The 21,556-nt window shown below is 68.1% G+C and carries 23 protein-coding genes, 2 tRNA genes and 1 pseudogene; 13 read left to right on the top strand and 13 right to left on the bottom strand.

What is annotated here, in order from left to right; all coding sequences use genetic code 11:
* Positions 1 to 64: 64 nt before the first annotated feature.
* The 10 genes from AB0P29_RS09070 to rpmH form a co-directional block, all read right to left on the bottom strand.
* Positions 65 to 1,093, bottom strand: coding sequence for a hypothetical protein (locus AB0P29_RS09070; protein ID WP_363379450.1), 1,029 nt, complete (start codon positions 1,091 to 1,093; stop codon positions 65 to 67).
* Between the two features lie 23 nt (positions 1,094 to 1,116).
* Positions 1,117 to 1,452, bottom strand: coding sequence for a tryptophan synthase subunit alpha (locus tag AB0P29_RS09065; protein WP_311286660.1), 336 nt, complete (start codon positions 1,450 to 1,452; stop codon positions 1,117 to 1,119).
* A gap of 39 nt (positions 1,453 to 1,491) precedes the next feature.
* Positions 1,492 to 2,478, bottom strand: coding sequence for a ParB/RepB/Spo0J family partition protein (locus AB0P29_RS09060; protein WP_253035468.1), 987 nt, complete (start codon positions 2,476 to 2,478; stop codon positions 1,492 to 1,494).
* Positions 2,478 to 3,407 (bottom strand): ParA family protein, encoded by a 930-nt coding sequence (locus tag AB0P29_RS09055; protein ID WP_363379449.1) that lies wholly within the window; start codon positions 3,405 to 3,407, stop codon positions 2,478 to 2,480. Before AB0P29_RS09055 ends, AB0P29_RS09060 begins: the two co-directional genes overlap by 1 nt.
* Before the next feature lie 180 nt (positions 3,408 to 3,587).
* Positions 3,588 to 4,232, bottom strand: coding sequence for a 16S rRNA (guanine(527)-N(7))-methyltransferase RsmG (rsmG, locus tag AB0P29_RS09050; RefSeq protein WP_363379448.1), 645 nt, complete (start codon positions 4,230 to 4,232; stop codon positions 3,588 to 3,590).
* Positions 4,225 to 4,728 (bottom strand): R3H domain-containing nucleic acid-binding protein, encoded by a 504-nt coding sequence (locus tag AB0P29_RS09045; protein ID WP_064002805.1) that lies wholly within the window; start codon positions 4,726 to 4,728, stop codon positions 4,225 to 4,227. The genes rsmG and AB0P29_RS09045 overlap by 8 nt, the downstream gene beginning before the upstream one ends.
* A gap of 20 nt (positions 4,729 to 4,748) precedes the next feature.
* Positions 4,749 to 5,843 (bottom strand): membrane protein insertase YidC, encoded by a 1,095-nt coding sequence (yidC, locus tag AB0P29_RS09040; protein WP_363379456.1) that lies wholly within the window; start codon positions 5,841 to 5,843, stop codon positions 4,749 to 4,751.
* A gap of 6 nt (positions 5,844 to 5,849) precedes the next feature.
* Positions 5,850 to 6,161, bottom strand: a complete 312-nt coding sequence (gene yidD / locus AB0P29_RS09035) for a membrane protein insertion efficiency factor YidD (protein ID WP_064002916.1) — start codon at positions 6,159 to 6,161, stop codon at positions 5,850 to 5,852.
* 41 nt (positions 6,162 to 6,202) lie between these two features.
* On the bottom strand, positions 6,203 to 6,541 hold the full coding sequence (gene rnpA / locus AB0P29_RS09030) for a ribonuclease P protein component (protein ID WP_217528887.1): 339 nt from the start codon (positions 6,539 to 6,541) through the stop codon (positions 6,203 to 6,205).
* Positions 6,542 to 6,550: 9 nt separating this feature from the next.
* Positions 6,551 to 6,688 (bottom strand): 50S ribosomal protein L34, encoded by a 138-nt coding sequence (rpmH, locus tag AB0P29_RS09025; RefSeq protein ID WP_064002918.1) that lies wholly within the window; start codon positions 6,686 to 6,688, stop codon positions 6,551 to 6,553.
* A 303-nt stretch (positions 6,689 to 6,991) separates the two neighbouring features.
* Between rpmH and dnaA the strand changes: the two genes are divergently transcribed.
* From dnaA to AB0P29_RS08990, 7 genes are all read left to right on the top strand, one after another.
* The gene (gene dnaA, locus AB0P29_RS09020; RefSeq protein WP_217528890.1) at positions 6,992 to 8,416 is read left to right on the top strand and encodes a chromosomal replication initiator protein DnaA; all 1,425 of its coding nucleotides are present in this window, start codon (positions 6,992 to 6,994) and stop codon (positions 8,414 to 8,416) included.
* Positions 8,417 to 8,846: 430 nt separating this feature from the next.
* Positions 8,847 to 9,989 (top strand): DNA polymerase III subunit beta, encoded by a 1,143-nt coding sequence (gene dnaN, locus AB0P29_RS09015; RefSeq protein WP_363379447.1) that lies wholly within the window; start codon positions 8,847 to 8,849, stop codon positions 9,987 to 9,989.
* Between the two features lie 55 nt (positions 9,990 to 10,044).
* Entirely contained in the window at positions 10,045 to 11,211 is a 1,167-nt protein-coding gene (gene recF / locus AB0P29_RS09010; protein WP_363379446.1) for a DNA replication/repair protein RecF, read from the top strand.
* A complete protein-coding gene (locus tag AB0P29_RS09005; protein ID WP_363379445.1) occupies positions 11,198 to 11,692 on the top strand; it encodes a DciA family protein in 495 nt (164 codons plus the stop codon). The genes recF and AB0P29_RS09005 overlap by 14 nt, the downstream gene beginning before the upstream one ends.
* Positions 11,693 to 11,815: 123 nt before the next feature.
* The gene (gyrB, locus tag AB0P29_RS09000) at positions 11,816 to 13,858 is read left to right on the top strand and encodes a DNA topoisomerase (ATP-hydrolyzing) subunit B (RefSeq protein ID WP_363379444.1); all 2,043 of its coding nucleotides are present in this window, start codon (positions 11,816 to 11,818) and stop codon (positions 13,856 to 13,858) included.
* A gap of 51 nt (positions 13,859 to 13,909) precedes the next feature.
* A complete protein-coding gene (gyrA, locus tag AB0P29_RS08995) occupies positions 13,910 to 16,468 on the top strand; it encodes a DNA gyrase subunit A (protein WP_253035462.1) in 2,559 nt (852 codons plus the stop codon).
* On the top strand, positions 16,465 to 16,872 hold the full coding sequence (locus AB0P29_RS08990; RefSeq protein ID WP_064002812.1) for a DUF3566 domain-containing protein: 408 nt from the start codon (positions 16,465 to 16,467) through the stop codon (positions 16,870 to 16,872). Before gyrA ends, AB0P29_RS08990 begins: the two co-directional genes overlap by 4 nt.
* Before the next feature lie 21 nt (positions 16,873 to 16,893).
* Here the strand turns inward: AB0P29_RS08990 and AB0P29_RS08985 are convergent, their stop codons facing one another.
* Positions 16,894 to 17,619 (bottom strand): VIT family protein, encoded by a 726-nt coding sequence (locus tag AB0P29_RS08985; RefSeq protein ID WP_064002813.1) that lies wholly within the window; start codon positions 17,617 to 17,619, stop codon positions 16,894 to 16,896.
* Positions 17,620 to 17,733: 114 nt separating this feature from the next.
* Between AB0P29_RS08985 and AB0P29_RS08980 the strand changes: the two genes are divergently transcribed.
* The 4 genes and pseudogenes from AB0P29_RS08980 (at position 17,734) to AB0P29_RS08965 (ending at position 18,920) form a co-directional block, all read left to right on the top strand.
* A tRNA-Ile gene (locus tag AB0P29_RS08980) sits at positions 17,734 to 17,807 on the top strand.
* Between the two features lie 14 nt (positions 17,808 to 17,821).
* Positions 17,822 to 17,894: transfer RNA gene (locus tag AB0P29_RS08975), tRNA-Ala, on the top strand.
* Between the two features lie 140 nt (positions 17,895 to 18,034).
* Positions 18,035 to 18,259: pseudogene (locus tag AB0P29_RS08970) on the top strand (dimethyl sulfone monooxygenase SfnG); the annotation flags it as partial.
* Positions 18,260 to 18,494: 235 nt separating this feature from the next.
* Complete coding sequence (locus AB0P29_RS08965) at positions 18,495 to 18,920, top strand: NUDIX hydrolase (protein WP_253035460.1); 426 nt, start codon at positions 18,495 to 18,497, stop codon at positions 18,918 to 18,920.
* Here the strand turns inward: AB0P29_RS08965 and AB0P29_RS08960 are convergent.
* Together AB0P29_RS08960 and AB0P29_RS08955 are read right to left on the bottom strand one after the other, a co-directional pair.
* On the bottom strand, positions 18,911 to 19,408 hold the full coding sequence (locus AB0P29_RS08960) for a YbaK/EbsC family protein (protein ID WP_253035459.1): 498 nt from the start codon (positions 19,406 to 19,408) through the stop codon (positions 18,911 to 18,913). The two genes, AB0P29_RS08965 and AB0P29_RS08960, sit on opposite strands and share 10 nt — an antisense overlap.
* Entirely contained in the window at positions 19,401 to 19,970 is a 570-nt protein-coding gene (locus AB0P29_RS08955) for a DNA helicase (protein WP_253035458.1), read from the bottom strand. The genes AB0P29_RS08960 and AB0P29_RS08955 overlap by 8 nt, the downstream gene beginning before the upstream one ends.
* 100 nt (positions 19,971 to 20,070) lie before the next feature.
* Here AB0P29_RS08955 and AB0P29_RS08950 point away from each other — a divergent pair, with 100 nt between their 5' ends.
* Positions 20,071 to 20,628 carry a peptidylprolyl isomerase gene (locus AB0P29_RS08950; RefSeq protein ID WP_311286641.1) on the top strand — a complete coding sequence of 186 codons (558 nt, stop codon included), beginning with the start codon at positions 20,071 to 20,073 and terminating at the stop codon, positions 20,626 to 20,628.
* A gap of 7 nt (positions 20,629 to 20,635) precedes the next feature.
* Positions 20,636 to 21,511 carry a rhomboid family intramembrane serine protease gene (locus AB0P29_RS08945; RefSeq protein ID WP_363379443.1) on the top strand — a complete coding sequence of 292 codons (876 nt, stop codon included), beginning with the start codon at positions 20,636 to 20,638 and terminating at the stop codon, positions 21,509 to 21,511.
* The last annotated feature ends 45 nt before the right edge of the window (positions 21,512 to 21,556 follow it).

Here is a 21,556-nt window from a genome sequence, read left to right as displayed (position 1 = left end):
GGCGCCAAGCCGAAGTTCGCCCTCGAGCAGGACCTCGCCGACTACATCGGCTGAGCACCCCACGTCACGAAGGACCCGCGCGACCCCGGTCGCCGCGTCCTTCGTCGTTTCCGCGCCGCCGCAACAACCGCGACCACCACGACGGACGGGACGCGAGTTCCCACGCGCGTCGACCCTCATCGGTGCGTTCGTTCCGACGCGCACCCGGCAGATCCGCGACGTCGCCACGGTCCCGGACGAGGTCCTCGACGACCGCCGGCAGACGCAGGGCCCGGGTGAGGTGACCGGGGAGGTCGTCATCGTTGTCGCATCGGCGAAGGTGCTCGAACGCCGCCCGCGTCACCCGCAGCTCGTCGAGCACGGGCCGGTCATCGGCGAGTTCCGACATCCGCTCGACGGCGGCCGTGCGCAGCATCCGCTGCACCTCCCCCGTCCACCCCTCCTCCGGCAGCACCGGCACCCACCGTGCCGGCCACGACAGCGTGAGATCCGGGATGCAGCGCCCCCGCATCCGCTCCTTCTCCGGCAGCGCCCCGAGTCCGGCGGCGCTGAACACCTCCACCGTGAGGCCCGTCCGCGTGCGGGTGAGCGCGACCACGGGGCGCTGCGCCGGCGGCCAGGAGTCCCGGACGTGCCCGTGCGCCACGACGATGGCCGCTCCGTCGACCTCGGCGACGGTGACGGATGCCTCGAGCTGCTGGGCGAGCGAGGTGAGACCGGTAACACGCTCGCCTAGCAGCACGTAGACCCGGAGCGGGAGGTCACGCATCGGTGACGTCGACGGCGGCGGGTCCGCGGCATCCCCTCCGCGCCCGACGAGGACGAGACCGTCGGATTCGAGCAGCACGTCGGCCGACCATTCCGCCGCGAGGGCGTCCAGCACCGGCTCCGGGGCGGTGCTCGTGACCGTGCCGTCGGACGCGATGACCAGCTGGCCGTCGGGCGTGAGGGCCACGCGTGCGATCACGGTGCCGTCCTCGTCGCCGACGACGGCGGGGATCATCCGTTCTCGGAGCCCGGCGCGCACCGCGTCGATGGTGAGGACTGTTCGCGACGGGGCGATGTCGAACGTGGCGATCGTCAGCTCGTCCATCGGCGACGTTTCACGTGGAACGGTCAGGAGGCTCGGACCGAGACGTTCCACGTCCGGTGCGGCTCGCTGCCGAGCAGGCGCCAGACCGCCGCGCTCAGCGCGGGGTAGTCCAGGGCGATCTGTCGCAGCACACGGTAGTTCCGCGCCTGAGTCGGACGCTGTCCGCCGTCGGCCGCGATGCTCTCCGCCCGCAGGGTGAGCACGACCAGCTCGTCGACCGAGGGGAGATCCTCCATGAAGGCCCAGGGGTCCTCACCGTCGCGCAGTCGCTCCTCGACCAGCACCGACAACTCGTCGGACGCCTCCGCGCGCAGCACCTCGAGGCTCGCGCGTCGGGGGAGGTTGGGGCGATCGCTCACCCGTCCAGCCTACGCTCGCCTCCCGACGTCCGGCCCCGATCAGGAGCCGCCGAACTCCGTCTCGCCGAGCTCACCGAGGATGCGGTTGAGATCCTGGATCGTCGCGAAATCTATGCTGATCTGGCCTTTCCTTGCCGTCAGCGAGATCTTGACCTTGGTGTTGAGCCGGTCTCCCAGCCGCTCCGCGACGTCGTCGAGGTGCGCACGGCGCGTGCCGGCCTTGGGGAGCGGACGCACCCGATTGCCGATCGTCTTGGCGGCTGCCTCCGCGGCGCGCACGGAGAGATCCTCGTTCACGATCTTGTCGGCCAGGCGCTGCATGTGGTCGGCGTCGTCGACCGAGAGGATGGCGCGGGCGTGGCCGGCGCTGAGCACGCCGGCCGCGACGCGCTGCTGCACGGGCACGGGGAGCTTGAGCAGCCGGATCGTGTTGCTGATCTGCGGACGCGATCGTCCGATGCGCGTCGCCAGCTCCTCCTGGGTGATCCCGAAGTCCTCGAGGAGCTGCTGGTAGGCGGACGCCTCTTCGAGCGGGTTCAGCTGCGAACGGTGGAGGTTCTCGAGCAGCGCGTCGCGCAGCAGGTGCTCGTCCTCGGTCTCCCGCAGGACCGCCGGGATCGCGGTCAGGCCGGCTTCGCGGGCAGCGCGAGTGCGGCGCTCGCCCATGATGAGCTCGTACGCGCCGTCCTCGTTGCGCCGCACGACGACCGGCTGCAGCACACCGAACTCGCGGACGCTGTGCACGAGCTCGGCGAGGTCGTCCGCGTCGAAGTTCGTGCGCGGCTGGCGCGGGTTGGGGACGATCTCGTTCGGGTCGACCTCGATCAGACGCGTTCCGGGAACGGCGACGAGCTCGTCCTCCCCCGCCGGAGTCTCCGCGGGTGCGGCATCCTGGTTCGATCCGTCGGCGTCGGCTGCGGGCAGCGACGCTCCGGGGAAGAACACGTCGACGGGACGTGCCTCCGACGAGTCCTGCGTCGGGATGAGGGCTCCGATGCCCCGGCCCAGTCCGGTTCGCTTGGCCATCAGTGGGCTCCTTCTTCTGAGTTCTGTGCGAGACCGCGCCGCGCGATCTCGACCGCCGCCTCGCGGTAGGCCACGGCGCCCGCGGACTGTCCGTCGTAGGCGATGACCGTCTGCCCGAAGCTCGGCGCCTCGGAGACACGGACCGACCGCGGGATGACGGTGGTCAGCACCCGGTCGGGGAAGTGCGTGCGCACCTCGTCGGCGACCTGCTGTGCGAGTCGGGTCCGCCCGTCGTACATCGTCAGCAGGATGGTCGACAGGTGCAGGGCGGGATTGAGGTGCTTCTGGATCATCGAGACGCTCCCCAGCAGCTGGCTCAGTCCCTCGAGCGCGTAGTACTCGCACTGGATCGGGATGAGGACCTCGGTCGCTGCCGTGAAGGCGTTGATCGTGAGGAGTCCGAGCGAGGGCGGGCAGTCGATGAACACGTAATCGACGTGGTTGTCCGCCAGGTAGGTCTCCAGGGCCGTCCGCAGACGGTGCTCCCGCGCGACCTGTGAGACGAGCTCGATCTCCGCGCCGGCGAGATGGATGGTCGACGGCGCACAGAGCAGATTCGGCGACTCCGGGCTCGTCTGGATCACGTCCGCGAGCGGCTCCTCATCGATGAGGACGTCGTAGATGCTCGCGACGTCGGCGCTGTGCGGGATGCCGAGCGCCGTCGACGAGTTCCCCTGCGGGTCGAGATCGATGACGAGCACGCGCGCACCGACGGAGGCGAGCCCCGCCGCCAGGTTGACGGTCGTCGTGGTCTTCCCCACGCCGCCCTTCTGGTTCGACACCGTGAAGACGCGGGTGGAGCCGTCGAACTCGACCTTCACCTCGGCGAGGACCTTCCTGCGCGACGTCAGATCCGCCAATTCGCGGGCGATCGGACTGTCGTCGAAAGAGAAGGGTGCGGGAGAGGTGGTGTTCTCCGAATCCGGCACCTGTTACTCCTGTCGTGTCGAGGACGTTCCCACTGTAGTCGAGGCCTCCGTCAGCCTCCGGCGCCGATCGTCGTTTCACGTGAAACAGAGCTCTCGCGCTCCCCGCGTTTCACGTGAAACACACATCGCTGGCGATCGTCAGCGCGCTCGATGTTCCACGTGAAACATCGCCGCTTGGTGTCAGCGCACGGTGGCGCGGATGACGCGCGTCGGCTCGGCGACGACACCGTCGCCGACCGGTTCGACCCGGACATCCGACAACCGGAACTTCCGGATCGCCTTCTCCGCAGCGGAGATCTCGTTCGCTGCGTTGGCACCCTTGAGCAGGACCAGCTCCCCGCCGTCCCGCACCAACGGCGCCGTGATCGGGATGAGGGTGCGGAACGCGCTCACGGCGCGGGCGGTCACCGCATCCAACACAGGACCCTCGGTCCAGTCCTCACCGCGTGCGCGGACGATCTCGACGTTGTCGAGCCCGAGCTCGTCCGTCTGCTCCGTCAGCCACGCGATGCGGCGCTCCATCGGCTCGATGAGCACCCAGCGGACGTCAGGACGTGCGATGGCGAGCACGAGTCCCGGCAGGCCGGCGCCGGACCCGATGTCACCGACGCGGGATCCGGCCGTGAACAGCGGCGCAGCGACCGCACTGTTGAGAATGTGTCGGGTCCAGATGCGGGGGAGTTCGAGTGGTCCGATGAGACCGCGCTCCTCGCCCTGGGCGATCAGCGCGTCGGTGAAGCGACGTGCGAGATCGATCCGATCGCCGAAGACGGATGCCGCGGCATCCGGTTCGCGCTCGGGTGTTTCACGTGAAACGTCAGCCACGGCGCAGAACGGTGTGGCGATCGGCGCCTTCGCCGTAGGACTCCGATACCAGGCCGTGCTCCGCGGCGATGTCATGCACGAGCTTGCGCTCGTAGCTGGACATCGGCGGCAGGGATGCCTGCGAGGCACCGTCGTCGAGACGCTCCAGCGCGCGCTCCACGAGCTTCTGCAGCTGCGCGCGTCGCGCGTCGCGGGATCCGCCCACATCCAGGATGAGGCGCGAGAACCGACCGGTCTTGGTCTGCACCGCGATGCGGGTCAACTCCTGCAGCGCCTGCACTGTCTCAGGGTCGGACAGGAGCGAGAGCGCATCCGGCTGCTCGTTCTCGACGGACACGTAAGCGCGGCCGGCGCGCACGTCGAGCGTCAGGTCGCCGTCGATGTCCGCGATGTCGAGGATGCCCTCGACGAAGTCGGCGGCGATGTCGCCTTCCTGCTCGAGCTCGTCGACGGTGGGCACAGCGCGAGCGCCGGGGGTCTGGTCAGTGGTCGTCATGGTCGATCCTTCGGTCCTCGTCAGGACCTGCCGTCCTGCTTGCCTTTCTGAGCCTGCTTCTTCGCGCGCTGCTTGCTCACCGGCTGCTGGCGCTTGGGAGCCTGCGCCTTCGCGCGCTCGGCCTCCTCGAACAGGCGCTGCTGCTCGGCCTCGTACTTGGCGAGGGGGATGACCTTGCCGCTCGCGTCGAGAGCCTTGCCCTTCTTCGCGAGACGCTCTTCGCGCGCCTTGGCCGCCTCCGACCCGGGGGTCGGGAGGTTCCGGATGACGACGAACTGCTGGACCATGGTCCAGATGTTCGAGGTGAACCAGTACATGACGACGCCGAGCGGGAAGAACACACCCGAGAAGATGAAGGCCAGCGGCAGGACGTACAGCATGATCCGCTGCATCTGGTAGGCCTGGCCGGTCTTGGCCTCGGGGGAGAGGTTCTTCGAGATGATCTGCAGCTGCGTGAAGAACTGCGACAGGATCATCAGGATCACGAGGATCACCAGGATCACGACGGTCGCCGTCTGATTGGTGTTGATCGCGTCGATCATGTTGACGTGCAGCGGTGCGACACCGAACAGCTCGGCGTTGTAGAACTCGCGCGTCAGGGTCGCGTTCAGCAGGCCGGTACCACCCACACCCCACTCCGCGTGACGCTTCACCTCGCTGAGCGTGTAGAACATGCCGAGGAGGATCGGCATCTGCACCAGCAGTGGCAGACAGCTCGACAGCGGCGTCGTACCGTGCTTCTTGTACATCGCCATGGTCTCGCGACTCATGGCCTCGCGCGACAGCTGGTCGCGCTTGCCCTTGTACCGCTCCTGGATCTTGCGCATCTCGGGCGCGAGTTCCATCATCTTGCGCTGGCTCTTGATCTGCCGCACGAACAGCGGGATGAGCGCGGCACGCACGACGATCACGAGCCCGATGATGGACAAAACCCAGGTCAGGCCGGCATCCGGTGCCAGTCCGATCGACGTGAAGATCCAGTGCCAGAAGACGAGGATCGCCTCGACGACGAACTTGAACGGCCACAGGATGATGCTGAAGAAGTCAGGATCACCGGGTTCGGGTGTCGTCGGGTTCGGGAGCGGCGGGAGGGTCGCCGAGGCGAAGAGATCCATCACGGATCAATCCTTTCTGAGGGGCACGACGAAGCCGTGCGAAGTCAGGTCGTGCCGGAAGTGCGTGTGAGCGGGGACGTCGTCGATGCCGCCCGCGGCCCACGGGTGGCATCTCGCGAGACGGGCCGCCGCGAGCGCCGAACCCTTGAGGACCCCGTGCTGCTGCACGGCGCCCAGCGCATAGGCCGAACACGAGGGATAGTACTTGCACACGTCGCCGTACAGCTGGGAGACGGTCGCCCGGTAGCCGTGCAGCAGGGCGATCACCGCGTTGCGGGGGAGCAGCGTGATCGTCGCCGGCAGGGTCGCGGCATCCATCACCGCCGTTCCGCGGGTGTACGAGGGAAGAGGCGCCGAGCTCATGCGGCCGCCTTCCGTTCGAGGCAGCGGATGACCTCCGTGCGCAGGGTCGCGAAATCGACGGATGCCGCAGCGGGCAACGCGCGGATGACCACATCGGCCCCGGGCCGGACCTCCGGGAGGGCCTCTGCGCAGATCGCCTTGAGCCGACGACGCACCGTGTTGCGCACGACAGCGCCCCCCACCTGCTTGCTCACGATGAAGCCGAAGCGTGGGGGGCGCTGTTCAGACGTGCTGACCACGTGGGTCACGGTGTGTGCCGCCGGACAGCGGGAACCTCCGCGGACGACGGAACGGTAGTCCGCCCCGCGGGTGATGCGGTTCCCGCGCGCCAGCACCGCGTGGTGTCAGGCCGAGAGCTCGGTGCGCCCCTTGGAGCGGCGAGCCGAGAGGATGGCGCGGCCGGCGCGGGTGCGCATACGGGCGCGGAAGCCGTGCTTCTTGGCGCGGCGGCGGTTGTTGGGCTGGAACGTGCGCTTGCTCATGAAGATCACTCCGGATGGGCGGGGTCACCCGAACGCTCGAGACCGGGGACACAGGTACATGGGGGACTCGCGCCGAGAGGCACAAGTCAACCGACCTAGGATACGTCGAGATCCCTGAGATCCCAAACCGGGACGCCGACCGGCCATTATCCACCGACGCCCGAACGCTGCTGGCGACGACACGCGGGCCGGTTCTACAGTGGGTTTTGCCTTGCGCGGCGCCGATGACTAGCGTGATCCGGATACTTATCCACAGGTTGTGCACAGTACCGTGCACACCATTGTCCACACCCGGGGAGGGTCATGTCCGAGCACGAACTTCCAGATGTCCCCGTCTGGAGCGCCGTGCTCGACGTGCTGGCGAACGACGACCGCGTCACGCCGCAGCTGCACGGCTTCGTGAACCTCGCCGTCGCCCAGGGGGTGATGAGCGGGACGCTCTACCTCGACGTCCCCAACGACCTCACCGCCGGCCAGTTCAACAAGCGCCTGCGCGGACCCATCATGGAGGCCCTCGCGCAGGTCGACGCCGAGCCGTCGGCGAGCACCTTCCGCGTGGTCGTGAACCCCGAGCTCGGTGACACCCACCTCACCGCGCCGGTCCCGGTCCAGTCGGCCCTCGCGCCGACCCCGTCGGCACCGACCCGGCCGAACGCCGAGGACTACAGCGAGCAGGCGGCACCGGCATCCCGCAACGACACCCGCCTCAACCCGAAGTACACGTTCGACAACTTCGTCATCGGCCAGTCCAACCGTTTCGCGCACGCGGCGGCGGTCGCCGTCGCCGAGGCGCCGGCCAAGGCGTACAACCCGCTGTTCATCTACGGGGACTCGGGGCTGGGGAAGACCCACCTCCTGCACGCGATCGGCGATTACGCGATCAACCTCTACACCGGCATCAAGGTCCGGTACGTCTCGAGTGAGGAATTCACGAACGACTTCATCAACTCGATCGTGAACAACCGCGCGTCGGCGTTTCAGGCCCGGTACCGCGACGTCGACATCCTCCTCATCGACGACATCCAGTTCCTGCAGGGTCGCGCCGAGACGCAGGAGGCGTTCTTCCACACCTTCAACCAGCTGCACGACCACGACAAGCAGGTCGTGATCACGAGCGATGTGCCGCCGCGTCACCTCACCGGGTTCGAGGACCGGATGCGGAGCCGCTTCGAGTGGGGTCTCATCACGGACGTGCAGGCGCCCGACCTCGAGACGCGCATCGCGATCCTGCGCAAGAAGGCGCAGTCCGAGCGCCTGCAGGTGCCCGACGACGTGCTGGAGTACATCGCCACCAAGGTGTCGAGCAACATCCGCGAACTCGAGGGCGCCCTCATCCGGGTGTCCGCGTTCGCGAGCCTGAACCGCTCGAACCTCGACATCTCGCTCGCGCAGACGGTGCTCCGCGACATCGTCGACCAGGACGATGCGAACGTCATCTCGCCGACCGACATCATCTCGGCCACGGCCCAGTACTTCCGCCTCACGGTCGACGACCTGTACGGCTCGAGCCGCTCGCAGTCCGTCGCCACGGCTCGGCAGATCGCCATGTATCTGTGCCGCGAGCGCACGAGCCTGTCGCTGCCGAAGATCGGTCAGCTGTTCGGCAACCGCGACCACACGACGGTGATGTACGCGTACAAGAAGATCAGCGAGCTCATGAAGGAGCGTCGCTCGATCTACAACCAGGTGTCCGAGATCACCTCTCAGCTCGGCCGTTCCTCGCGCTGACGGCCCCACACGCCCGGGTGTGCGGCCGTACTTGACACGTCCGCGGCCGGACCACCAAAATGCCGTTTCCACAGTGTGGAAAGCCTGTGGATAACTGTGCGTCACGGGCCGTCGGATGTGAACGAACGGCGACAGCCTGTGGATGAACGGATGACACGCAACGATTCGTCGTCGCCGGACTCACGCGTCTTTCCGCAGTCCGTGCACAAGTTACACGGATGTGGTTCCGGCTCGACGACAGGGACCCACCGACTTATCCACAGTTTCCACAGCTGTTAACAAGAAGACAGAGAACTATCTAATGGAAGCCCGATCCGATCACACCCACGGGGTGCGGGCCGGTCGCGGCGAGCTCGGCAGAGCGGCTTCCGGAGCGTCCTGTCGTGGGCACTAGCATGAGAGGGCCCATCTCGCCGTCAAGGGAGCATCAGTGAAGTTCCACGTCAACCGCGATGTATTCAGCGAAGCCGTGTCGTTCGTCGTGAAACTGCTCCCGCAGCGGAACCCGCAGCCGATCCTCGCCGGTGTCCTCATCGAAGCCGGCGACGACGGTCTGTCGCTCGCCGCGTTCGACTACGAGGCATCCGCCCGTACCCGCATCGAGGCGACAGTCGACGAGCCGGGCACGATCCTCGTCCACGGCCGACTGCTGTCCGAGATCGCGAGCCGCCTGCCGAACGCACCGATCCAGATCACGCAGGATGCCGACGGTGAGATCCTCCTGACGTGCGGTTCGGCGCGGTTCACCCTCGCGGCGATGCCCGTCGCCGAGTACCCCGCGATCCCCGAGGTCTCGGGCGACTCCGGCCTCGTCCCGGGCGACGACTTCTCGACCGCGATCGCGCAGGTCGCGTTCGCGGCCTCCCGCGATGACGTCACCCCGGTCCTGACGGGTGTGCAGCTCGAGGTGACCGGTAACGAGCTCAGCCTCGTCGCCACCGACCGCTACCGCGTCGCGCTGCGCGAGATCAACTTCGACAGCGGTGCCGTCGCCCGCGAAGAGGCGACGACCGCGCTCGTCCCCGCGCGCACGCTGACCGAGGTCGGGAAGACCTTCGCGCACTCCGGCGACATCCAGATCTCGTTCTCCGGCTCGGGCGACCGCGAGATCATCGCGTTCACGGCGGGCAACAAGACCGTCACCTCCCTGCTCATCAAGGGCAACTTCCCCCCGGTCCGGCGGCTTTTCCCCGCGCAGACCGAGCACTATGCGGTCGTCAACACGGCAGAGCTCGCCGAGGCCGTCCGTCGCGTCTCGCTCGTGCTCGACCGGTCGGCGCCGCTGCGTTTCTCGTTCTCGGACGAGGGTGTGTCGATGGATGCCGCGGGCACCGAGCAGGCCCGCGCCACCGAGTCGGTCGACGCGACGCTCGCCGGCGACGAGGTGACCCTCGGACTCAACCCGCAGTACCTGCTCGAGGCGCTCGGCGCCGTGAAGAGCGAGTTCACGCGCATCACGTTCACCTCGAGCGAGAACGCCAACAAGCTGAGCCCGGTCCTCATCACGCCGCAGACCTCGGGCACGCCCGAGAGCTTCAAGTACCTGCTGCAGCCGAACCTCCTGCTGCGCTGACCCCCGGCGTCCGTCCACATCGAGGCGTGTCGGAGCCTCGAGGGAGGGTGATCTGGTGATCGTGGAGCACCTGAGTCTCGTCGACTTCCGCAACTACGCGGCGGCCGACGTGAGTCTGGCCGCCGGTCCGAACGTGTTCGTCGGCCGCAACGGCCAGGGCAAGACCAATCTCGCCGAGGCGATCGGCTATTTCGCGACTCTGGGTTCGCACCGGGTGTCGCAGGATGCGCCGATGGTCCGGTACGGGGCGGATGCCGCCTTCGTGCGCGCCCGGCTCGGGTACGGCGAACGCCGCATCCAACTCGAGGCGCAGCTGAACCGGTCCGGCTCGAACAAGGCGCGCGTCAACGGGTCGCCGGTGCGCACCTCGGAGCTTCCGCGCTACGCGCAGGTCGTGCTCTTCGCCCCCGAGGACCTGCAGATCGTGCGCGGCGACCCGTCCGCGCGACGCCGGTTCGCCGATCAGCTCCTCGTGCAGCGCGCGCCGCGCATGTCGGGCGTGCTCGGCGACTACGACCGCGTGCTCAAGCAGCGCACGGCGCTGCTGAAGTCGGCGCGGGCGCGGGGGCTGAAGGCCGAGCAGCTCACGACGCTCGACGTCTGGGACGACAAACTCATCTCGCTCGGCACCGAGATCATCCTGGCGCGCCTGCGCCTGGCCGAGGATCTCGCACAGCCGATGCGCGACGCGTACGAGGCCATCGCCGGCGCCGACCACGATCCGCAGCTCGAATGGGTGCTCACGGTCGAGGGGTCCGACCCGGAGGACGACGCCGCACCCGTCGCGAAGACGGGTTCCGCCGTCGGGGCCGACGCGGTCGCGGCATCCTTCCGCGCCGGACTGGCGGCGAAGCGGTCCCAGGAGCTCGAGCGCGGGGTGACCCTCGTGGGACCGCACCGCGACGACCTCCTCCTGCGCCTGCGCGGACTCCCCGTGAAGGGGTACGCCTCGCACGGCGAGTCCTGGTCGACGGCGCTGTCGCTGCGGTTGTCGTCGGCGCAGCTGCTGCGCGACCAGTTGCGCCTCGGCGACCCGATCGTCATCCTCGACGACGTCTTCGCCGAGCTCGACGCCGATCGTCGCGCCCGTCTGGCGGGCGTCGTCGCCGATTTCGAGCAGGTCATCGTCACGGCGGCGGTCGAGGGCGACGTCCCGGCGTCGCTCCGGGTCCGGACCGTCCGTGTCGAGGCGGGCACGATCGTGACGGATGCCGATGTCTGACACCACCGGCATCCCCGAAACGGTCGCGACCTACCTTCGGCTGCGCGGACTCGAGCCGTCGGCCGCGAAGAAGCGCCGCCGCAAGCGGCGCAACGACGACGACGAGAACCAGCCGTTCACGCCGGGTCGCGATCCCAAGAGCGTCGGCGACCTGCTGGCCGACCTCACCCGGCAGTCGGGATGGGACGCGCAGCTCGCGAAGGAGGACCTCGTGCTCCAGTGGGCCGAGGTCGCCGGCGAGGAGACCGCGCGTCACGCGGATCCGGTCGCCCTGAGCGACGGCGTGCTCACCGTCCAGTGCGATTCGACGGCGTGGGCGAAGAACCTCCACCTCATGCGCGCGACGATCGTCACCGAGCTCATCCGGCGGTTCCCGGAGGCCGGCGTCGAGTCCGTGCGTTTCGTGGGGCCGGACGTCCCCTCCTGGAAATGGGGCCCCAGAGCCGTTCCAGGGCGGGGTCCACGCGATACCTACGGCTGACCGACGTCCCGGAGGCTTCGGAAAGGTTTCGTGCCGCCACAGCGGCGTTCAGCCGCGTAGCGAGAGCGTGAGGCACTAGACTGGGATCAAGCCCAGACGATGGATGTGGAGCGCGCGAAACCGATGACGTCAGATACCCCCGACAACACTCCCGAGGATCTCGACCCGCCCGCCGCACCCCGGATCCCCGCGGAGTACGGGGCAGACGAGATCCAGGTCCTCGAGGGCCTCGAGGCCGTCCGCAAGCGCCCCGGCATGTACATCGGTTCGACCGGTGAGCGCGGTCTGCACCACCTGGTCTACGAGATCGTCGACAACTCCGTCGACGAGGCCCTCGCCGGTTACTGCGACACGATCCACGTCACGATCCTGGCCGACGGCGGCCTGCGCGTCGTCGACAACGGCCGCGGCATCCCGGTCGACCCGCACTCCTCCGACCCCCGCAAGTCGACGGTCGAGGTCGTCCTGACCGTCCTCCACGCGGGCGGCAAGTTCGGCGGCGGCGGGTACGCGGTCTCGGGTGGTCTGCACGGTGTCGGATCGTCCGTCGTGAACGCGCTGTCGACCCGGTTCGAGGTCGAGATCGCGCGTCAGGGGCACATCTGGCGTCAGACGTTCTCGGGTGGCGGCAAGCCCGAGGGCCCGCTCGCCAAGGGCGAGGAGAGCGACAAGACCGGCACGACCATCACGTTCTGGCCCGACGCGGCGATCTTCGAGACCACCGACTTCGACTACAACACCCTCCGCACGCGCTTCCAGCAGACGGCGTTCCTCAACAAGGGTCTCCGCATCACCCTGACCGACGAGCGCCCCGAGGCCCTCGACGTCGTGGATCTGCCCGAGGGCGGTTCCGAGACCACGCAGCGCCACGACGACTTCCTGTACGAGCGCGGCCTGGTCGACTACGTCGAGTACCTCAACAAGGTCCGCAAGGCCGAGGTCATCAACGAGGAGATCATCGAGATCGAGTCGGAGGACACGGTCCGTCACATCTCGCTCGAGCTCGCGATGCAGTGGACCTCGGGCTACACCGAGAACGTCTTCACCTTCGCGAACACGATCAACACGCACGAGGGCGGCACGCACGAAGAGGGTTTCCGTGCGGCGATGACGATGTACATCAACCGCTACGCCAAGGAGAAGGGCCTCCTCAAGGACAAGGACGAGAACCTCGCCGGCGAGGACATCCGTGAGGGCCTGACCGCCGTCATCTCGGTGAAGCTCTCCGAACCGCAGTTCGAGGGCCAGACGAAGACCAAGCTCGGCAACACCGAGGCGAAGGCCTTCGTGCAGAAGGTCGTCGGCGACCAGCTCATGGACTGGCTCGACCGCAACCCGCAGCAGGCGAAGCTCATCATCACGAAGGCCATCGAAGCGGCGACCGCGCGCATGGCGGCGCGCAAGGCGCGCGAGACGGCGCGTCGCAAGAGCGTCTTCGAGTCGGCATCCATGCCCGAGAAACTCAAGGACTGCACGAGCAAGGACCCGTCGATCAGCGAGATCTTCCTCGTCGAGGGCGACTCGGCCGGCGGCTCGGCCGTGTCCGGCCGCGACCCCGAGCGTCAGGCGATCCTGTCGCTGCGCGGCAAGATCCTCAACGTCGAGAAGGCGCGGCTCGACCGTGCCCTGGGCAACGCCGAGATCCAGGCGATGATCCAGGCGTTCGGCGCCGGCATCGGGCCGGACTTCGACATCGAGAAAGCCCGGTACCACAAGGTCGTCCTGATGGCGGATGCCGACGTCGACGGCCAGCACATCACGACCCTCCTGCTCACCCTGCTGTTCCGCTACATGCGCGGGCTCGTCGAGGCGGGCTACGTCTACCTCGCGCAGCCGCCGCTGTACCGGCTCAAGTGGTCCAACGCGCCGCACGAGTACGTCTACAGCGATGCCGAGCGCGACGCGCTGCTGCGCGAAGGGGCCGCGGCGGGGCGCCGCATCCCGAAGGACAACGGCGTGCAGCGCTACAAGGGTCTCGGCGAGATGAACGCCAAGGAGCTGTGGGAGACGACGATGGACCCCGAGACGCGCACGCTGCGTCAGGTGACCATCGACGACGCGGCCGCGGCCGATGAGATCTTCTCCGTGCTGATGGGCGAGGACGTCGAGGCGCGGCGCGGGTTCATCCAGCGCAACGCCAAGGACGTGCGGTTCCTGGACATCTGAGTCCACCGCATCCGCCCCGGCACTCCGACGACGAACGAAGACTGAGAGAACATGGCTGACGAAGAGCGTCCCGACCCGAACGCCGGCTACCAGCACGGCAACATCGACCAGGTCGACCTCCAGGTCGAGATGCAGCGGAGCTACCTCGACTACGCGATGAGCGTCATCGTGGGTCGCGCGCTGCCGCGCGTCGAAGACGGCCTCAAGCCCGTGCACCGCCGCGTCATCTACGGCATGTACGACGGCGGGTACCGTCCCGACAAGAGCTACTCGAAGTGCGCCCGCGTCGTCGGCGAGGTCATGGGTCAGTACCACCCGCACGGTGACAGCGCGATCTACGACGCACTCGTCCGTCTCGTGCAGCCGTGGTCGTTGCGCTACCCGCTGGCCGACGGTCAGGGGAACTTCGGCTCCCCCGGCAACATGGGCGCCGCGGCCCCCCGGTACACCGAGACCAAGATGGCTCAGCTCGCCCTCGAGATGGTGCGCGACATCGACGAGGACACCGTCGACTTCGAGGACAACTACGACGGCCGCACCCGCGAGCCCGTCGTCCTGCCCTCGCGCTTCCCGAACCTCCTGGTCAACGGCTCGGTCGGTATCGCCGTCGGCATGGCCACCAACATCCCGCCGCACAACCTCCGCGAGGTGGCCGACGGCGTCATGTGGGCCCTGCAGAACCCGGATGCCTCCCGCGAAGAGCTCCTCGATGCGCTGATCGAGCGCATCCCGGGGCCCGACTTCCCCACCGGCGCGCAGATCCTCGGCACGAAGGGCATCCGTGAGGCGTACCGCACGGGTCGCGGCTCGATCACGATGCGCGCCGTCGTGAACGTCGAGGAGATCCAGAACCGCACCTGCCTGGTCATCACCGAACTCCCGTACCAGGTCAACCCCGACAACGTCGCCGCCAAGATCACCTCGCTCGTGCGCGAGGGCAAGCTCAGCGGCATCGCCGACATCCGCGACGAAACGAGCGACCGCACCGGTCAGCGACTCGTCGTCGTCCTGAAGCGCGATGCCGTCGCGAAGGTCGTCCTCAACAACCTGTACAAGCACACGCAGCTGCAGGAGAACTTCGGCGCGAACATGCTCGCCATCGTCGACGGTGTGCCGCGCACGCTGCCGATCGACGGGTTCATCAGCTACTGGCTCGCGCACCAGTTCGAGGTCATCGTCCGCCGCACCCGGTACCGGCTGCGCGAGGCCGAGAAGCGCATGCACATCCTGCGCGGCTACCTCAAGGCGCTCGACGCGCTCGACGAGGTCATCGCCCTCATCCGCCGCTCCCCCACGGTCGACGAGGCGCGCGAAGGGCTGAAGTCGCTCCTCGACGTCGACGACGCGCAGGCCGACGCGATCCTGACGATGCAGCTGCGCCGCCTGGCCGCCCTCGAGCGCCAGAAGATCGTCGACGAGGCCACCGAGCTCGAGCTCAAGATCGCGGACCTGAACGACATCCTCGTCTCGCGCGACCGCCAGAGCGGGATCATCGCCGAGGAGCTCGGCGAGATCGTCGCGAAGTTCGGCGACGAGCGTCGCACGCACATCCTGCACGGCTACGACGGCGACATGTCGATGGAGGACCTGATCCCCGAAGAGGAGATCGTCGTCACCGTCACGCGCAACGGCTACGTCAAGCGCACACGCAGCGACAACTACCGCTCGCAGCACCGCGGCGGCAAGGGTGTGAAGGGTGCGCAGCTGCGCGCCGACGATGTGGTCGAGCACTTCTTCGTCTCGACGACGCACCACTGGCTCCTGTTCTTCACGACCAAGGGGCGCGTCTACCGCGCGAAGGGCTATGAGCTCCCCGAGGGCGGACGGGATGCGAAGGGTCAGCACGTCGCGAACCTGCTCGCCCTGCAGCCCGGCGAGGACGTCGCGCAGATCCTCGACATCCGCGACTACGCCGCGGCCGAGTACCTCGTCCTCGCGACGCGCGACGGCAAGATCAAGAAGACGGCGCTCACCGAGTACGACACGAACCGGCAGGGCGGCATCATCGCGATCCGCCTGCGCGGTCAGGACGAGGAGGACGGCGACGAGCTCGTCAGCGCGATGCTCGTCGACTCGACCGACGACCTCTTGCTCGTCTCGCGCCTGGGCATGTCGCTGCGTTTCACGGCGAACGACGAATCGCTGCGTCCGATGGGCCGTTCGACCGAGGGTGTGAAGGGCATGTCCTTCCGCGACGGCGACAGCCTGCTCTCGGCATCCGTCGTCCGAGACGAGGGATTCGTCTTCGTCGTCACCCAGGGCGGGTACGCCAAGCGCACCTCGGTAGACCAGTACCGCGTGCAGGGCCGCGGTGGTCTCGGCATCAAGGTCGCCAAGCTGCACGACGACCGCGGCGAGCTCGCGGGCGGTCTGATCGTCAGCGCGGACGACGAGGTCCTCGTGGTTCTTGCCAGCGGCAAGGTGGTACGCTCGGCCGTTGCTGAGGTGCCTGCGAAGGGTCGCGACACGATGGGTGTCGTCTTCGCTCGCCCCGATGACGACGACCGGATCCTCGCGATCGCCCGCAACGGCGAGCGGGGTCTGGCTGAGAGTGCGGGGGCCGAGGAGGCCGCCGCAGCTCCCGAGACCACCGAAGAGAGTGACGCATGAGCTCCGTAGCCGACAAGCTGGCCAAGAAGTCCTCGAGCCGGACGACCGCGAAGCAGGTCCGCCTCCGTCTCGTCTACGTCGACTTCTGGTCGGCCGTGAAGCTGTCCTTCCTGGCGGCCGTCGCCCTCGCGATCGTCACGGTCGTCTCGACGCTGCTCGTCTACCTCGTGATCAGCTCGACCGGTCTCGTCGGCCAGGTCGACGCCCTGCTGGGTGCGGTCAACGGCGAGAACACCTTCACGCTCGCCTCGATCCTCAACCTGCCCCAGGTGATGGCGTTCGCCGCGGTCGTCGCGATCCTGAACCTCATCGTCGTGACCGTGCTGGGTGCGGTCCTCGCGGGAATCTACAACCTCATGGTCAAAGTCACCGGCGGCCTGCTCGTCGGCTTCACCTCGAACTGAGTCGGATGCTGCGGCATCCGCTCACGCGACGGATGTCCCCAGCAGCAGACCCAGCGCCCAGGTGACGGCGAGGGCGAGCGCCCCACCGACGACGAGACGCACGACGGCCCGCCGCTTGCCGGCGCCGCCGAGGGTCGCCGAGATCGTACCGGTCAGACCCAGCGCGATGAGGACGGCGACGAACGTCGTCGGCACCCGCCATTCCGCCGGTGGCAGCAGGATCGCCAGGAACGGCAGCAGCGCGCCGAGCGTGAAGGCGATCGCCGACGACACCGCAGCCTGCCACGGGCTGGTCAGCTCGTCGGGGTCGATGCCGAGCTCGATGTCGAGGTGCGCGCGCAGGGCGTCGTGCGCGGTCAGCTCCTCGGCGACCTTCCGCGCGGTCTCCGCACTCAGCCCCTTCGCCTCGTAGAGTTCGGCGAGCTCGCCGAGTTCCTCGTCGGGCATCTCGGCGAGCTCCCGCGTCTCCTTCTCGATGAGCGCGCGCTCGGTGTCGCGCTGGCTGCTCACCGAGACGTACTCGCCGAGCGCCATCGAGATCGCCCCACCCACGAGAGCGGCGGACGATGCCGTGAGGATCGGTCCGAGGTCGCTCGTCGCACCGGCGACGCCGACCGCGACGGCGGCGACGCTGACGATGCCGTCGTTCGCGCCGAGGACACCGGCGCGCAGCCAGTTCAAGCGCTGGCCGAGGCCGGCGCCCTGCGGTTCGCGGTGGCCGGGCTCACGGGGGATGGTCGTGCTCATGAGGCCAGTGAATCAGATCGAACGGATGCCGCGGGCCGCCGCCCCCGCGGATTCGTCAAACGTCGCCCTCTTCGGGTAAAGTCTTGGAGGTTGCAGGCGTGAGCCGGCAACGACGGGGCTATAGCTCAGGCGGTTAGAGCGCTTCACTGATAATGAAGAGGTCCCAGGTTCAAGTCCTGGTAGCCCCACCGTCACCGCACCGGGGGCCTTAGCTCAGTTGGTAGAGCGCCTGCTTTGCAAGCAGGATGTCAGGAGTTCGAATCTCCTAGGCTCCACATTCCAGAAACGCCGGTTCCCCACGGGGTCCGGCGTCTCGCGCATCCCCGGTCGTCACATCCCGTCACGCCGCGACACGGATCGTCGTCTTCTTTGACACCCCTGCGGCCATGGCGGAGATTCGTTCGAACAGTCCTCGGACCTCGTCCAGTACAACGACGGGTTCCGCACGCAGCTCATCGGCACACCCGAGCAGGTCGCCCGACGCATCGTCGAGTACCGCCGGCGCGGGGTCGACCTCCTCCTCCTCGGCTTCCTGCACTTCCAGGAGGAGCTCGAGCAGTTCGGCGAGAAGGTCATCCCTCTGGTGCGCGAACTCGAGGCTCAGACGGGGGTTGCGCAGCGTCACCACGCCGAGGTGTGAGGAATCTTGCGCTGATCTTGAGGTGATGTTGCGCTTCGCTTGCGCCGCACCCGACACCATGAATGGTGTCGCCGTTGGAGACGACCACCCGAAGCTCGGATCCATCGTGAGCAGCAACTCCGCTGGGGGACGCGGAGTTTCTGGGGGCTCTGCGCGACAGGGCCTGGGGTGCGTGGTTGGGGAGCTCGCACCCCAGGCAGTCCCCCCGCGTCGAGGGGGCGCGTAGGGTGAACGCGTGGACATCCGCGTCGCCGCGTACGCCGTCATCACCGACGGGGACCGCATCCTGCTCGCTCACTGGAACAGCCCCACGAGACCCGCGTGGACCATGCCCGGCGGGGGCATCGATCCCGGTGAGGATCCGAAGGATGCCGCGGTGCGCGAGGTCTTCGAGGAGACGGGGTTCCACGTGGAACTCGACGGCATCCTCGGCACCGACTCGCAGGTGATCGCCGCCAAGGACCGGCTGCACGGCGACGGGCCCATCCAGGCGCTCCGCATCCTCTACCGCGCGCACATCGTCGGCGGCGACCTCCGCAATGAGAAGGACGGATCGACCGACGAGGCGGCGTGGTTCCCGCTCAGCGACGTCCCGGCGCTGACCCGGGTCGGTCTCGTGGACACCGCCCTGCGGATGGCGGGGCTGCTGCCTCAGGCCTGACGCTCGCCCATCGCCTGCGAGATGTCGGCGACCGTCGCGCCGTAAGCACGGATGAGGTCGTCGGCGTCGACGAAGAGGCTGAAGCCGTGGGCGCCGGCTCCCATCGCGATCCGTCGACCCGTGATGGTCTCGTCCGCGTAGACGGGCCAGTCCGTCGTGCTGCCGATCGGTGTGATCGTGCCGCGCTCGAACCCCGTCGCCGCGAGCGCGAGCTCCGGTTCGGGCAGCCGCAGTTTGTTCACACCGACCACGGCCCGCAGCTTCGGCCACGAGATGGCGCGATGGCCCGGGATGAGGGCGAACAGGTAGGTGTCGTCGCTGCGCTTGACGACGAGGGTCTTCACGATGTCGGATGCCGCGAGACCCAGCAGCCGTGCGGCTTCCTCGAGACTCCCCGCGGCCGGCCGGGCGACGAACTCCACCGACAAAGACCGGGAGCGCGCCGCTTCAGCGACGCGCTCCGACGGTACGGGCGTGGATTCAGGCATCCGGTGCACGCAGCGGGTCGTCCGCCACCCACAGCTCGTCGTCGGCACGCAGCGTCTGCCACGCGGCGTAGAGCACACCGGCGGCCGCGGCGATGCCGAGGATGAGGGCGAGGACGCCGCCGGCGCTCGGGCCGCTCTTCTTCTCGGGGACGCTGAGCTTCTTCGTCGCCTTCTTGCCGGCCTTCTTCGCCTTCTTGCGGAAGTCGTCGGCGTCGAAGCCGCCGAGCCCCTTGCCCTTCGCCAGACGGAGACGCTTGTCGTTGGCGACGTCCCACACCGACAGGGCGGTACCGACGACGGCTCCCGCGGCGGGGACGAGGGCGCCGTTGAGCACCTTGCGTCCGGTCTCGACACCGCGGTCGACGTAGGGAGCGGCGTACCGCTCGTAGGAGTGCTTGGCGGCGGGCACCACGTGGTCGTGGTTGTACTTGCCGAGCTGGCGACCCGCCTCGCGGGCGACCTCACCGGCCTGGCCGACCAGCACCTGCTGGGACTCCCAGAGGTTCGCAGCCTGCTTCTGCAGCTTGCGGAGTTCCTTCTTGGTCTTGCGGTTGAGGCTCACGGGGCCCTCCCTTTTCGGGGTTCATCCGGGGACGTAGTGGGTCCATACTGCCAGACGCATTCAGGCTGTGAGGGGGGTTGCAAGTGAGAGGATGATGGGTATGCCGATTCACTCCGCTGTCGCAACCCTGCACACCACCCACGGCGACATCGTCGTCAACCTGTTCGGCGACCAGGCGCCGCGCACCGTCAAGAACTTCATCGGCCTCGCCGACGGATCCCAGGCGTGGACGCACCCCGCCACCGGCAAGCCGGGCGAGGGTCCCCTCTACACCGACGTCATCTTCCACCGCATCATCCCGGGCTTCATGATCCAGGGCGGCGACCCGCTCGGTCAGGGCGTCGGCGGACCGGGCTACAACTTCGACGACGAGATCAGCCCCGAGCTGACCTTCAGCAAGCCCTACCTCCTCGCCATGGCGAACGCGGGCCTGCGCCGCAACGCCATCACGGGCAAGGCCGAGGGCACCAACGGGTCGCAGTTCTTCATCACGACCGACCCGACCCCGTGGCTCAACGGCAAGCACACGATCTTCGGCGAGGTCGCCGATGACGCCTCCCGCAAGGTGGTCGACGCCATCAGCGCCGTCCCGACCGGTGCGCAGGACCGTCCGCTCGAGCCCGTCGTCATCTCCTCGATCGACATCGCCGAGGCCTGATCCCTTCGTGACCTCGGCCGACCCCCGGACCGATCCGGACAACTTCTGCTACCGGCATCCCGACCGTCAGAGCTTCGTGCTCTGCCAGCGATGCCTCCGCACCATCTGCCCCGAGTGCCAGACCCCGCTTCCGGTGGGGGTCATCTGCCCGGAGTGCCTGGCGGAGCAGCAGAAGGGCGCGCGGTCGGCCGAGGTGAGGCGGATGCCGGGGCGGTTCGCACGCAAGATGCGCAGCGACCGCCCCATCGTCACCTACGCCATCATGATCGTCACGGTCGCGGTCTACCTGGTGCAGCTGATCCCCGTCGTCGGCGGCGCGGTCACGGGTGCACTCGCCTTCGCCCCGCCGTATGTCGTGCCGGGCACCGGTGCGCCCTTCGAGCCGTGGCGGATGGTGACGGTGGCCCTCGTGCACTCGACACCGCTGCCGTTCCACGTCGCCCTCAACATGCTCGCGCTGTGGGCGCTCGGACGCAGCCTCGAGCCCCTGCTCGGCAAAGCCCGCTTCCTCGCCCTCTATGTTCTGAGTGCGATCGGCGGGTCGGTCCTCGTGGCGCTCATCGCGCCGGGCTCGGCGGTCGTCGGCGCGTCCGGTGCCGTGTGGGGACTGCTGACGGCGATGCTCATCATCGGCCGCCACGTCGGTGCGAACATCCTGCCGATCGCGATCCTGCTCGGGATCAACCTGGTGTTCTCGTTCGTTGGCGCCGGGGTCTCGTGGCAGTCCCACATCGGTGGTGGCCTCGTCGGCCTGCTGGTCGGCTTCGTCTTCGCGCGGACACGCGCGCAGAACCGTCAAAGCCTGCAGGCGCTGCTGCTCGTCGCCGTCGGGCTCGGCCTCGTCGCCGTCGCCGTGACCGTGCCGGGTCTGCTCTACCTCTGAGTTATCCACAGGTTCATCCACAGATGGGGATGAATCACACCGGTG

The sequence above is a fragment of the Microbacterium sp. NPDC080220 genome, from assembly GCF_040686395.1.
GTDB lineage: Bacteria > Actinomycetota > Actinomycetes > Actinomycetales > Microbacteriaceae > Microbacterium > Microbacterium gawkjiense.
The sequence above is the reverse complement of the archived record's forward strand: the minus strand, read 5'-3'. Positions and strand labels throughout refer to the sequence as shown.

Excerpts from the sequence above, each read along its gene's own strand:
- AB0P29_RS08960 (WP_253035459.1), bottom strand. The coding sequence starts at position 19,408 with ATGCCTGAATCCACGCCCGTACCGTCGGAGCGCGTCGCTGAAGCGGCG.
- gyrA (WP_253035462.1), top strand. The coding sequence starts at position 13,910 with ATGGCTGACGAAGAGCGTCCCGACCCGAACGCCGGCTACCAGCACGGC.
- rpmH (WP_064002918.1), bottom strand. The coding sequence starts at position 6,688 with ATGAGCAAGCGCACGTTCCAGCCCAACAACCGCCGCCGCGCCAAGAAG.
- AB0P29_RS08985 (WP_064002813.1), bottom strand. The coding sequence starts at position 17,619 with ATGAGCACGACCATCCCCCGTGAGCCCGGCCACCGCGAACCGCAGGGC.
- gyrB (WP_363379444.1), top strand. The coding sequence starts at position 11,816 with ATGACGTCAGATACCCCCGACAACACTCCCGAGGATCTCGACCCGCCC.
- AB0P29_RS09005 (WP_363379445.1), top strand. The coding sequence starts at position 11,198 with ATGCCGATGTCTGACACCACCGGCATCCCCGAAACGGTCGCGACCTAC.
- AB0P29_RS08950 (WP_311286641.1), top strand. The coding sequence starts at position 20,071 with ATGCCGATTCACTCCGCTGTCGCAACCCTGCACACCACCCACGGCGAC.
- AB0P29_RS08990 (WP_064002812.1), top strand. The coding sequence starts at position 16,465 with ATGAGCTCCGTAGCCGACAAGCTGGCCAAGAAGTCCTCGAGCCGGACG.
- AB0P29_RS09045 (WP_064002805.1), bottom strand. The coding sequence starts at position 4,728 with ATGACGACCACTGACCAGACCCCCGGCGCTCGCGCTGTGCCCACCGTC.
- yidC (WP_363379456.1), bottom strand. The coding sequence starts at position 5,843 with ATGGATCTCTTCGCCTCGGCGACCCTCCCGCCGCTCCCGAACCCGACG.
- dnaA (WP_217528890.1), top strand. The coding sequence starts at position 6,992 with ATGTCCGAGCACGAACTTCCAGATGTCCCCGTCTGGAGCGCCGTGCTC.
- yidD (WP_064002916.1), bottom strand. The coding sequence starts at position 6,161 with ATGGATGCCGCGACCCTGCCGGCGACGATCACGCTGCTCCCCCGCAAC.
- AB0P29_RS09060 (WP_253035468.1), bottom strand. The coding sequence starts at position 2,478 with ATGGCCAAGCGAACCGGACTGGGCCGGGGCATCGGAGCCCTCATCCCG.
- AB0P29_RS09070 (WP_363379450.1), bottom strand. The coding sequence starts at position 1,093 with ATGGACGAGCTGACGATCGCCACGTTCGACATCGCCCCGTCGCGAACA.